13 protein-coding genes are annotated in these 12572 nt (G+C 44.8%); 7 read left to right on the top strand and 6 right to left on the bottom strand.

Annotation, left to right across the window (positions count from 1 at the left end):
- Positions 1-526 precede the first annotated feature (526 nt).
- Complete coding sequence (locus tag L0J61_RS04595) at positions 527-1168, top strand: hypothetical protein (RefSeq protein WP_301465145.1); 642 nt, start codon at positions 527-529, stop codon at positions 1166-1168.
- Positions 1169-1476: 308 nt separating this feature from the next.
- On the opposite strand, the gene hemJ is transcribed toward L0J61_RS04595, so the two are convergent.
- The 6 genes from hemJ to serB all read right to left on the bottom strand — a co-directional run bounded on the left by hemJ (position 1477) and on the right by serB (position 7513).
- Positions 1477-1911, bottom strand: a complete 435-nt coding sequence (gene hemJ / locus L0J61_RS04590; protein ID WP_301465144.1) for a protoporphyrinogen oxidase HemJ — start codon at positions 1909-1911, stop codon at positions 1477-1479.
- Between the two features lie 87 nt (positions 1912-1998).
- Positions 1999-3174, bottom strand: a complete 1176-nt coding sequence (gene bioB, locus L0J61_RS04585) for a biotin synthase BioB (protein WP_301465143.1) — start codon at positions 3172-3174, stop codon at positions 1999-2001.
- A 224-nt stretch (positions 3175-3398) separates the two neighbouring features.
- Positions 3399-3905, bottom strand: a complete 507-nt coding sequence (locus L0J61_RS04580; RefSeq protein WP_301465142.1) for an SCP2 sterol-binding domain-containing protein — start codon at positions 3903-3905, stop codon at positions 3399-3401.
- Positions 3906-4177: 272 nt separating this feature from the next.
- Positions 4178-4576 (bottom strand): AciT family ciprofloxacin tolerance protein, encoded by a 399-nt coding sequence (gene aciT / locus L0J61_RS04575; RefSeq protein WP_301465141.1) that lies wholly within the window; start codon positions 4574-4576, stop codon positions 4178-4180.
- 307 nt (positions 4577-4883) lie between these two features.
- Positions 4884-5879: a DUF368 domain-containing protein gene (locus L0J61_RS04570; RefSeq protein WP_301465140.1), complete on the bottom strand. Its 996-nt coding sequence runs from the start codon at positions 5877-5879 to the stop codon at positions 4884-4886.
- 443 nt (positions 5880-6322) lie between these two features.
- The gene (gene serB / locus L0J61_RS04565; RefSeq protein ID WP_301465139.1) at positions 6323-7513 is read right to left on the bottom strand and encodes a phosphoserine phosphatase SerB; all 1191 of its coding nucleotides are present in this window, start codon (positions 7511-7513) and stop codon (positions 6323-6325) included.
- A 411-nt stretch (positions 7514-7924) separates the two neighbouring features.
- Between serB and L0J61_RS04560 the strand changes: the two genes are divergently transcribed.
- From L0J61_RS04560 to L0J61_RS04535, 6 genes are all read left to right on the top strand, one after another.
- A complete protein-coding gene (locus L0J61_RS04560; RefSeq protein ID WP_301465138.1) occupies positions 7925-9484 on the top strand; it encodes a hypothetical protein in 1560 nt (519 codons plus the stop codon).
- Positions 9485-9689: 205 nt separating this feature from the next.
- A complete protein-coding gene (locus tag L0J61_RS04555) occupies positions 9690-9938 on the top strand; it encodes a PA3496 family putative envelope integrity protein (RefSeq protein WP_301465137.1) in 249 nt (82 codons plus the stop codon).
- A 372-nt stretch (positions 9939-10310) separates the two neighbouring features.
- Positions 10311-10868: a YecA family protein gene (locus tag L0J61_RS04550; protein ID WP_301465136.1), complete on the top strand. Its 558-nt coding sequence runs from the start codon at positions 10311-10313 to the stop codon at positions 10866-10868.
- Between the two features lie 88 nt (positions 10869-10956).
- Positions 10957-11424 carry a YbjQ family protein gene (locus L0J61_RS04545; RefSeq protein WP_301465146.1) on the top strand — a complete coding sequence of 156 codons (468 nt, stop codon included), beginning with the start codon at positions 10957-10959 and terminating at the stop codon, positions 11422-11424.
- A gap of 44 nt (positions 11425-11468) precedes the next feature.
- On the top strand, positions 11469-11939 hold the full coding sequence (locus L0J61_RS04540; protein ID WP_301465134.1) for a YbjQ family protein: 471 nt from the start codon (positions 11469-11471) through the stop codon (positions 11937-11939).
- 58 nt (positions 11940-11997) lie between these two features.
- Positions 11998-12180 (top strand): hypothetical protein, encoded by a 183-nt coding sequence (locus L0J61_RS04535; RefSeq protein ID WP_301465133.1) that lies wholly within the window; start codon positions 11998-12000, stop codon positions 12178-12180.
- Positions 12181-12572 lie beyond the last annotated feature (392 nt).

Genomic DNA, 12572 nt, shown 5'->3' with positions numbered 1-12572 from the left:
TATTAGTGGCTTTGACAGTCTCCAAGAAGCCAAAGCTGCCCAAGCTATCATGAAAGGCCAAGCGCTATCGAAGCGCCATGCCAATATTAAAATGAGTAGTGATTAGCTTTTCCCCCTTCCTTTTTTAGTTTTCTTCTTTAACTTCCCGATTTCTTCTTTCGAGTCTTTTTAATAGATACTCGCGACAGTGCAGCGCTTTATAGCCTTTGTCTTATGTCACTTGTCTTATGCTGATACGATGTCATGTTACTTGATTGCACTTGTCTAAGTCTGTCTATCTTTGTGCCGTTAATTCGCCTTAACGTATCTCCATAAGTACTTTATCCGTTATCCCAGAGCCGTCATGCTTGCAAGTTTATGTCAAAATAGTTTATAAGTAATAGCAAGCCTAATAATTTTATGAGTGGCTTTAAGAGTATTTAGCATGCTCAAGTAGCGTTTACTTTCTAAGCTGTCCAACTTTTTGACGATGATAAGCAGGTTGGAGTGTGTTAAACACACCGTTATATTTGGTAAGGAATGAGTCATGTTGCCTTTACGTACATTGATGTCGTCAATTACAGCGTCGTGCAGTCTATTGTTTTCCTTTAGCCTAATAGGTCAGGCTCACGCCGATAGCATGAGTGCGCTGATTGCTCAAAAGTCTGCGCAAACAACCGTGAATACAGCGTATCGTTACCCAAAAGTCGAGAAGCCATCACCAACAGTGTTGCCTGCGTTTTTATCAGGGAGTTACGATAACGTCGATAGTGAGCACTTACCGCTGCTGAGTAGTGCTGAGTCTCAAAGTGGTATGGCGGCGAGTGAGGTTATCAGTACCGCTCGTAAAATGGCGCTGAATGAGCGAGCCATCATTCAAGGAAGCTGTTGGGATTATCTTGATGCGGTATTCAAACGAGCGGGAGTGACGCGCGACATTATCCATAAAGGCACTTATGGACAAGGGCCTTATGTCAGTAGTGATGAGATTAAAGTAGGAGATTGGTTGTACTACATCAATCATGGCTATCATGGTGTTGAACATAGTGGATTGTTTGTTGGCTGGGTGGACGAGTACGAGCAGCAAGCCTTGATGCTCAGCTATGCTGGTGAAGATCGTCGCGAGCCTGCTCGTTATCGCGTTTATGATTTGAGCAACGTCTATCAAGTCATGCGTCCCAGCATTTGATCTAGTTGATACACAAGAAAACGAATATCGTATCTAATAATGCGAAAATGGTATCAAGTTTTCTGGCTTGCTGTGGCTATGCAGGCAGAGGCTACAAAAAATTCATCTCCGTCTTGCTGTGTCTTTCTTATAGTCGATTAGCTATAGTGTGGTGATGCGATGAGCACCATCTAATTTTGAGTGGTTAACAAGCTTTAAGAAAAAGCGTCCGTTACTTTATCTAGTAACGGACGCTTTGACGTTGTAGGTACTTATTACTTAGCAGCAGTTATTTCGTAGCGGTCATTTTATAGAGGTTTGGGCTGTGTCTAGAATGGTTTCACCACGACCAAAATCACGATAAATATTAAGGCAAAGACTGGTACTTCGTTAAACCAGCGCCAAAACTTATGCGATTTATAATGCGGGTTGTCTATCAGTTTTTTGCGATAAAAGCCACATGCACCGTGATAGCCAGACAGTAGTACCACTAATAATAGTTTGACGTGTAGCCAACCTTGGGTTTTGTAGACTTCCCAGCCCAGACCCAACATCCACAAGCCAAATATCCACGTTGCTATCATTGAGGGTGTCATAATACCGCGATAGAGCTTGCGCTCCATGATGGAAAAGCGTTCGTGGCTGATTTTGTCGTCACTCATTGCATGATAGACAAATAACCTTGGCAAATAAAATATCGCTGCAAACCAGCAAACCATTGAGATAATATGAGCCGCTTTAATCCAATTGAAATAATCTGCCATTATAGTTTCTCTAATTTTGAATAAGTTGCGCGTAATGAAGCTGGCGACCTCAGAGTAGGTCGCCTAGTCAAACTAGATGAGGATGGATTACTCTGCCAATACGACTTGTGATTGGTGGCCACTCATGGCGTCCATGACGGGTACTTGCTTAGGTGCTCTTGGAGTCGCATATTGCGCGGTTAAACCAAGTTCACGCATCAGTCTATTGTCACTTGATTGACTGGCATTACCAGTTGTCAGGAGCTTATCACCATAAAAGAACGAATTGGCACCTGCCATAAAGGCCAATGCTTGCTCGGCATCAGAGAGGCTCTCACGACCAGCTGATAAGCGGACGTAACTGGTAGGGCAACAGATGCGTGTCACGGCGATGGTGCGTATCCACTCCAGGACGGATAGCTGACCTTCCGCTAATACCTTGTCACCGATAGGTGTACCTGCGATAGGTACAAGCAAGTTGACTGGAATAGACTCTGGTGCTTTTGGCATTTTGAGTAGCTCGTGCACCCAGTCAATACGGTCATCGCGGCTCTCACCCATTCCGACAATATTTCCACTACAGACGTTGATGCCAGAGTCACGCACATGAGCCAGAGTGTCCAGGCGTTCATCATAGCTGCGGGTACTAACGACCTGCTCGTAATAGCGTCGTGAGGTATCCAGATTATGATTGTAGTAATCCAATCCTGCGTCTGCCAATTGGGTTGCTTGCTGATCATCGAGCATACCAAGGGTCATGCACGTTTCGAGCCCTAAGGCTTTAACTTCTTTGATGAGTTCGACTACGTAGGGCATGTCCTTGGCACTAGGATGCTTCCATGCTGCACCCATACAGAAACGTGATGAGCCAGTGGCTTTGGCTCGTTTGGCTGCAGCAATGACTTTATCAACTTCGATACGTTTTTCTGCTTGTAGTTTGGTGGTGTCTCGATGATGACCTGATTGTGAGCAGTAGCCGCAGTCCTCAGGGCAATTGCCAGTTTTGATAGATAGTAGTGTACTGATTTGTACTTCATTTGCTGCAAAGTGCTTGCGATGAACCGTTTGTGCCTGTAATAGCAAGTCCATCAATGGTAAGTCAAACAGTTTGGCGATGTCTTCACGGCTATAAGTAGAAGTAATCGACGGTTCGTCTTTGGTAGCGTCTGTGGCTAAACGAGTTAAAAGCTCATTGTTCAAGCTGTTGCTAAGGTCGTTTGGGTTATCAGTTGCATCAGTGGGGTTGCTGGCGCTTGGTTCTGAAATTCTGAGCAATCCTGCCATGAGATAGGTCCTTTTATAATAGTGTTTGTGATATGAGGCTCTGTTCTCAGCTTGACTGATAGGGAGCTTGAGATCGTAAAGTGTAAGCAATAAAAAAGGTTGCGATAATAGTATACCGCAACCTTTTTAGAAAGTCAGAACGTCAGTAAATAGTCACTATAATCCATACACAGCCGTGTTTTTATCGTAACATCTGGTGTTCGGTTGTGGCTATTTATCTACCGTTATTTGCCCAATTTATGCTTGGCAACGCCGATCCAGTGATTTGTAAATTTCTGCGCTTTATAGGCATAAGGCTTGGCTTGTTGGATATAAGTCTTACATTCTTCTGGGACGGTAGGAACGATATGCTTAGCAAGCTTGTTGAACCACATCATCAGGCTATATTCACCTTCGATGCTGAGGTTGCCTTCTTGAACCGCAGTCATAAAGCTTGGCAGGTCACCTTTGGTCAACAGCTTAACACCCGTCATTGAGTCTTTGAATGTGATGGTCAAGTCTGCTTCGGTTGCATGACCACTGTTTTGTTCAAACTGCCCATCAGCAAAGCTAAAGTAGCGAGCGACTTCGGCTTCAGCACTGGCTATTTCGATAGTGACATTGCGACCTTCTAACAATGCTTTGAACTCTTCGTTGTCACTATCCGCTAGCATGGAGAGACGATAACCGACCGCGGCCAACAAGACATCTAACGGATCAGATTTGATATCTAACACAGGAATAGTAAACATATAAGGGGGCTCCTAAAAAATGAGGGATGGATATAAGGTGTACTCTATATCAATTTTTGCCATAAATATATAAGTAGATTATAAACTATCGAGTGCGCTCAATTCTTTAGTAGTTAAGTAGAAAGCGTTTAGTGTCTTGTAACATTGGTGGTGATTTTTACAGGTCTTGTAAGTGCTTTAGATCATAGGCGTTTTAAATCGCAAGTATCTTAGGTTGTAATTGGCTTAGATTAAAATACACATTCACCAGTCACTAACACGCCATCAAAAATTTAATAGAACCGGGGTTGGTAGTCGTCGTTATAAACTGGCGTGTGCTCGATGTAGCGTGCTGCTTCGAGTTCACGTTGGTGCCGTACTGATTGACTGACATCATCATAACGTAACGCTCGGTACAAAACCCATCCAATCAAAGGTAACCAACTGAGCCCTATAGACACGACGTAGCTATGCCATACTGAGAGTCCTGATAGCACAGAGCTACTAGACAATACGCCTTGAATCGCTTCAACCGCGAGCCAATATGCCATGCCACCGAATAAACACAGTAGCAACCAACGCTGCGATGATAGCGCGAGTGCCACTATTAAGCTTAGCAGTAGCCCATAGCCAAGCAGAGCTGCGCCATTCCAGTTACCTATCTCAATAAAAGAAAATATAGTCGTCAACATCATTCATCTCCGTATTCGTAAGGTGAACATCAATGAGACTATTATGAAAGGTTGCCGACCAAAGCTAAAGAGGGTAGAGGTGGTCTTGCGACAACCGTTGACGTTTGGTTTTTTTAGGGGTAGTTATCTATCAAGTTATATTTCAAACCAGCCACCGCGAGCCTGAACATAATAGGCCTAAGCGCCGTGACTCTAAGCATCATGAGTCTAAGCGCCGTGAGTATGGGCGCTTAGATTCCATGGAGTAGAATGGTAAAGGGTTGCTTTAGAAAAGGAGTGTAAGTGTGTACTAACATAGTTAGGATGCTCAAGGGCGTCGTCTGCCCCACCAAGACAGCATGGACACCAATACCGCACCCAACAACATCAGACCCACAGTAGTTATCCAGTGGGCACCAGTGGGATAGTGCCACGGCATGACATTGTTGATGGCATGGCTGTCTAGCGTTCCCAGTGCATCCACCTTCCATGGCCACACTTTGACTAAAGAGCCAGCGATAAATCCTGTAAGCAATGCTAGCGTCGCTTGGTAATACCGTGCCAATAGCCATTTGAGCGCGCGAGTAAATAATAGCAGGCCGGTAGCCATACCAGCGACGACGGTAAATATCACACTGAGGTTCATCGTGTCGACTGCTTCTAGCACTGCATCATAAGCACCTAACAGCAACAAGATAAAAGATCCTGAAACCCCAGGCAGAATCATGGCACAAATCGCAATCGCGCCGGCAAAAAACAAATAAGGCAAACTTGGTGAGGTTGCCAGTATGGGTAAATTGCTGACGGTCATGGCAATGACAAGTCCAGACACAAATAAGATTGCTCGGCCAATATTCCAGCATTTAATCTCACTGAGTAATAAGAAAACCGTGGCGATGACCAAACCAAAAAAGAACGACCAAATCAATAGCGGCTGATGGTCGAGCAAATGCTTGATGATGCCTGCTAGAGTGATAAAGCTGCTGGCAATGCCTAATAACAGGAACAGTAAAAATGTCGCATCGACCCTTCGCCACACAGCGACAAACCCTTTGATGCCATATTCTTGACGAAATATGTGCCAGAGGTTGGGCCCAATGCTGCCCAGCGCATTGATCAGGCGCTCGTAAATACCTGCGATCAGCGCGATGGTGCCACCCGAGACACCCGGCACAATATCTGCTGCGCCCATTGCCATACCTTTGACATAAACCCCTAATAGCGATTTAGGGTTGTTCGTTGGTTTTAAAGCAGGATTAGGGTTTTTATCCAGTGGCTGTGGCGCTGACGACTCGCTTGGCCTCGATGATTGTGGTGCCGTCATGGACAAATCCTTCATTATTGATATGTGTGGTTGATATGTGTGATTGACATGCGTGGTGAGAGAAAAAAACCAACGCAGCACAAAAGCCAGATTGGAGTATGTTTTCAATTCTATTGATAGCGATTTAAACGGACTATAGTCAGTCCACTATAAAAGCATTACTGCGTTAACCTCGCTTGAAGTATTAAATATACATCTACTCTCGTTTGCCTTGTACTACTTTTAAATTGTATCGACTATAACAACGGCTAAATTTTGCCAAACATCATCGAGTAGCTAGGTAATAGCTAGATAGCTAGATAGCTATCTAGCTATTATCCTTGTTTGACTCCAACTTATCTCATTTTATAATCATTTTAAAACTATCACCATTTTGAATGATGAAGACATACTCTAATGTTAAACACATCAATCTAGCTTATTAGTGGGGTGGTTAATTGGGTTTACTCTGTGGGGGCGAGTGCTGGATATCCAAGCGCGTAAAGTGCGCCCTCAAGCCCCGTGACATTGATCGCTGCGTCAGCACGAGCTTGGACAATGGGCTTGGCGTGATAAGCGCCGCCCAAATCAGCAATGGCCATCATGGGCAAGTCATTTGCACCGTCGCCGACGCAGACGACTTGAGACATATCGATGCCCAAGCGCTCAGCAGTCTGCTTGACGATACTGGCTTTTTTGTCACCGTTGACGATGGGTAGCTGCACCTGACCAGTGACTTCATCTTCTTCAATATCTAATACGTTGGCATGCACTTCATCGATACCTAATTGTTTAGCGATATAGTTAGCAAAATAGGTAAAGCCGCCTGATACCAAGACCGTATGATAGCCCAAAGCTTTGAGTGCACTGATAGTGGTGCGAGCACCTATTGATAAGGTCAATCGGCTGCAAATATCGTCCAATACATCGGTTGAGATGCCTTGTAGCAATGCCACACGCTGGGCAAAAGATTCATCAAAGTCAATCTCACCACGCATCGCTGATTCGGTGATGGCTTCGACTCGTTCACCGATGCCTGCAGTTTTAGCTAACTCAACGATGACTTCTTGTTCGATCAAGGTTGAGTCCATATCAAAGCAAGCAAGTTTGTGCGTACGCAGCATATGACCGACTGATAAGATGTGGCAGTCGACCACATCTATGTTTCCAGCACTATCCGCAGGGGCAGTACTCTTATACTCTTCGGTTAAGTCATGACGCAAGCGAGTGGTTAGCTGGTCATCGATGATATGCGCTGCTGCGGTCTTTTTAGCAGGGTGCATGAGCGTCTCGGTCACTGGAACCAGTAGATAACGAGATACTTGCGCCTGTGTAAAAGGTTGGCGCTGCGCATTGTCGGCGGTCGGCTCTATATCTGAGACAGAAATGTCTACAAAACTGGCGTCAGCATCTTCTGCTACCGTGACCAAATGCCAGTTCGGCTGCTCGTTAACCCAAGACTGGACGTACTGATGGATATCAAGTGTCGATACTTGGGTGGGCAAAACCACGACGAGAGCAAAAACAGGTAGGGACTGTAGCGCGTCAAAATCTTGTAAATTTGTATTGTCGGGAAGTAGTGACGCAATAGAGTCGACGGCTTGTTGCCATGCTTTGCTGTCTTTTGGTAACGAATACGATGTATTTTTTGGCATGGCTCAATTGTCCCTTGTATGCTCATATAAGATTAGGAATAATAACAGTTTTACTGGGCAGCGCCTATAGATAGCGCGCAAAGTATGACAGTCGCTCAGAAACGGCTGTTATGACTAAAAAAAGTGATTGTATTTAGATGAATTTATATAACTACTACCGCCATAATGCTCGCTATGGTGATATAGTAGGTAAGCTAACCATCTACTGACCATGCCGCTGATCATGGACTCTTATTAACACCGTAATTCTGTTAATGTCAGAACCTTGCTAGTAGCATAAGCGACTTGATTGACTCCTCGAGGGACTCTACGTCTCACACGTACGCCAGAAGAGTGGTTGCCCAAAATTAGCAAAAAAATCAGTGATCACTTCGTTTTTAATTTCATTTATCCAAAAAAGTTTACCATATCATGACGTATTTAGCGCCGCGGCAAGGGTTGTTTGCCATTATTCTTCTTGTTAGTTTTTGTTTGCAGACACTTTTATTGGTCATTAGCACAGATCAGCAGTTGGGCAAAAGCCGTGCGTTAAAAGGCGAGCAGATGGTTGCTCAGCTGATAGACGAGGCGAGGCTGTCGTTAGAAAACAAAGATCGCGTCAGTCTGAGTGTCATTGCCAATCGCTATACCAGCGAACAGAATGTGACACGAATCCTGATCAGAGATAACAATGACGATATCTTGGTGCCAGTAGGTAATGCGCCGATGCAGCAAGGCGAGACGATTCGTCAAATCGCTACTCAAGGTGATGCGGTGGTCGGTAGTGTGGCCTTGACACTAAAAGATATTAGCAAAGGCGAGATCATCGCGATGCAGTGGCCGTTTGTCGTTGGCACGATGGTGCTACACATACTACTGTGGCTCATCTATGGCTATCTCGCACGTCCGACCAAAGAGCAAATAAACGCCATCAGTCGAGATGTCCAAGAACTTCATCGTGAGCAATATCAGCAGCTCAGCCAGCGCGGTCGTGGACGTGATCTGGGCCAAGATGTGGCTGCTTCTGATACAGTAGACCACTCAAGCAAATCCCTAGCCACTGCCGATAATGGTCAAGCCAGTAATACAAACAATGTCCAGTCTCCAGAACAAGCTCAAGGATCTGAAGCTACCGTGGATGATAAAACTGGTCAGGAAAAAGTGGCGGTGCGCAACATGAATATTAAGGGGGAATTGAGCCAGTACATCAAAGGTCAACAGAACCCTGGGTCAGCGAGCCAAAGTCCTGACGTTGACATCGACGCCGATCATTCTGCGCCTGCCACTAGTACGCAAACAGAGCAATCAAATAGTACGACGTCTGAGCTCAATAGCACTGATAGCAAAGCTTCTATATTCAACCATAGCAAAAACCAATTATCTGCAACCCGGTCATTTGATAGTGTTAGAGTACAGGTTGTACTATACGATGATTACAATATGCTAGATCTTCTAGTACCCAATCAGTTGAAGCCTTATCTGGCACTCTGTACCCAGCTGCTAAACCAAGCGATAACAGAGTTGCTAAAGCAGCCGCTGTTACTGGGTGTCAGTCTGATGAATGAGCCGGTTTTTGATGAAAAAGGCGCGAGTGTGCTGCTAAAAGCAGATAACAGCCATGCCAAGGTTGCACTGGCGGGTGTGATGTTAGGCAAGCTGTATTTGATGTTAAATAAAATTATTTATGACAAACATACCGAGCTATCACGCGTGGCGTTCCCTGCCCAAACGGGTGTCAGCGACGATGCTCAAAGTGGGGCCATGACGCACTTGCTAGAGAGTGTTGGTAAAAAAGAGCAGATGCTGATCCTATTGCCTCATGCAGGATTAAAGCAAATCAGCAACCATGTGCAAGTACAAAACATTATGCGCCCGACGACAGTCTATGAGCGTGAATGTGCGATATTCGACGGTTGTAATGATTCGATGATTCAGCGCTTAGTCGACGTTCGTAACGCAGTATTGATGATCGACAGCCTAGAAAAACCTTAGCCCAGAGATTCCTTAGAACCAAACAGCGCTTGGCCGGTGATGTCTTTACAATTGTCTGGGCGGAAGCCTATATAGTTCCCTCGGTGCTTGATAGAAATCATGCCATAGTAATAAAAAGGATTGACAACACTTAACTGAGTCTTTATAAGGCATGTATATACTGATGTATTTTTCATACCCTTGCTATAAATGATAGGAGTTTGTCATGAGTGATGCTGATATTGACGACGATTTTGATGATAATTTTGCCGACGATGATGACGCAAAGATGGTAGAAGAAGCCGAGACAAGTGTGCGCACACGTCTAAGCAGCCTTGAGAAGCGTCGGTTAATCGACAACTTGCTAGAAGAAAAGCGTTTGGCTAAAGAGCTAAAAGATGACATCGACGACCTTGATGATTTGGATGACGATGAAGACTGGGATGATGAAGATTGGGATGACGATGACCTCTAATTTTTACCCTGAAATGCAGACCATCGACACGAGTTTCATAGCATAACACTTGCTGTTTTTAGTCAACTAAAGCTTTCCATTGAAAGCACGTTTCACCAAGCCTGTTATACCGATCGTGTATCTTGATACCTTTCTATAGTCTTGGTACTTCTCTACATCGATGGCTAATGCTGTTCTGATTTTGCATTGTTAGCCTGTTTACTGTCAGCCTGTTTACTGTCAACTGGTTTGCTATGAGATTTTAATCAGCCGTTTTGTAAAATGGCTGTTTGGTTTTCAATCTACATCTCAATGCGCTTCATATTGTTTGCTATTTTGCATTTAACAGAGCGTTTATTGCGATTATACGCTTTCATTTAAGGATTTTGATTTATGAGTAATCCATTAAGCTTTGACGAATTGCTAGACTATTTAGACACTCAGGACAGCCCTTATGTGCTCGACAGTGTCGCTGCGCATGGTTTTTTGACAGCCACTGTCATCGGCCGTCCATTACCTAACTGGTTAGATGCGTTGTTTGAAGGTCATGCGAGCGAGATTCCTGAAAACGTCCTTGATGGCATCAAACGCTGGCGTGCCGCTATCGTTGCTGAGATAAAAAATGAAACCCCAATCGAGCTGCCATTCGGTGAAGATGCGGGTAATGAAGACGTGGCCGTTGATTTTTCGGACGAATCAGATATCGTTGCTTGGTCAATTGGCTTTGTAGATGCGATGTACGGTGAGGAAGCCAGTGATTGGTTTGAAGACGAAGAGACAGCAGAAGATGTGGCTGTGTTGACGTTACCGATGATTGTCTTCAGTGGTATTGATGACGAAGACCCCGAGTTAGCAGAGATGCGCGAGGATGAAGATAAACTCGTACAGATGGCCAATAGTATCGAAGGCAATTTGACTGAGTTGTTCTTATTGTTTCATACCAACGATTGATATAGTGGATTAAGCATTACGCGGATAAATTTCGTTTCAACTGGCATATTTCAATATGCTAGTGCACTGATAAGGTAAGATCATGGCTTTGCAACTCTCCAATCTTGAGCATCTACCGGGTTATCAAATTACTGAGCGCTTGGATGTGGTGTATGGCAGTACAGTACGCTCAAAACACGTCGGCAAAGACTTGTTTGCTGGTCTAAAAAACATCGTGGGCGGTGAGCTAACTGCTTATACTGAGCTGTTAGAAGATTCTCGCCAAGAGGCGATAGATCGCATGGTCATCAAGGCAGAAGCACTCAACGCTGATGCGATCGTTGGCCTGCGATTTTCGACCTCCAGTATCGCCCAAGGTGCCTCGGAGCTGTTTGTCTATGGTACAGCAGTCAAAGCCATTCCTGCACAGCAGCATCAAGCACCTCAATCGCCTGATAAATACGATAATAACGGTAACAACGATAACCACACGGGCTATCAATTACCGAGTCAATCATCAGAGCCTTCCACGCAGGCACCATCTGATGACTTGCCACGTTTCAATCCTTTTGGTTAACCACTTAAAAAGCATGATAGCTTTTTTATGAGAAGAGACGTGCCATGAATCAGTCACTCACCCAGATGCTCATCAATTATGCACCGCTCCTTCTTCTGTTTATAGTGGGGTGGTTTTTTGGTACGCGTCATGAGCGTCAGCATTTAGCGCAGCTGAGTATCGCAGAAAAAGACCTCGCCCATATCGTTGTCTCCAGCGAACGTTTCTATCGGCCTAGTTTGGCGGCCGATAGTCAGGGTGAGTTGGTGCTTGGTAGCGTCGTTATCGCTCAAGATTACTTTAAGATGATCATCGCTCGAGTGTTGAATATATTTGGCAAAAACCTGACGACTTATGAGACATTGCTCGATCGCGCGCGTCGAGAGGCTATCGTCCGTATGCGTACTGAGGCGCAGTCCAAAGGCTGTACTCATATCTATGGCTTACGTCTGGAAGTGACCAACGTAAATCAATTGGGCAGCATGGTAGAAGCCATCGCTTACGGTACGGCGGTGGTGAGTGACGATCGGCGCTGAAGACACACCCTAAGCTTTATAGGTATTAAAAAAAACTTCACTTTTTTATATGGCTGATATGATGTTTTTAAAAATCGTCTTTTGGATAGTGGTCGTGTTTATTTTAATTAAAGTAATAACTTGGTCTAGTCGTTCAAAGCGAGGGACGAACTCGTCTGGTGGAGATCATGAGAATAGTAGTGGCTTTAGCGATAGTGGTGGAGACAGCGGCGGCTGTGATGGCGGTGGTGGTGGCGATTAACAATCGTTGAGTCAGTCATTATTTTTACCTTAATCTGCATCGTAAAATTTGCGATTTTAACCAGCATACTGCTGCCAAGCTGACACTCGCTTGGCTTATTCTATGACATAAGGCTTGTGTACAGCGTAAGACTCACGTGCAACGCTTGCTTACCAGCCTTAAGCGCTTTCATAGCAACTCCCTCCATCCAGTCTGCCCAGTCTGCAATTACCGACCTGATAAAGATACCCACCGCTTAAAAATCCAATGTATCCTCAGCATTTGTTTCGCTGTCAGTCCATGGTCGTACAAGCAAACGGGCGCTAATGACTTATGCAAAGACTGATAAATTGCCTTACCATCTAACAAAATTATCCCATCTGCGTTAAAATCACTTCATCCATTATTTTTAT

The organism is Psychrobacter sp. (assembly GCF_030457785.1).
Lineage (GTDB): Bacteria > Pseudomonadota > Gammaproteobacteria > Pseudomonadales > Moraxellaceae > Psychrobacter.
Note: the sequence above shows the minus strand (reverse complement) of the source record. Positions and strands in the feature narration are given on the sequence as shown.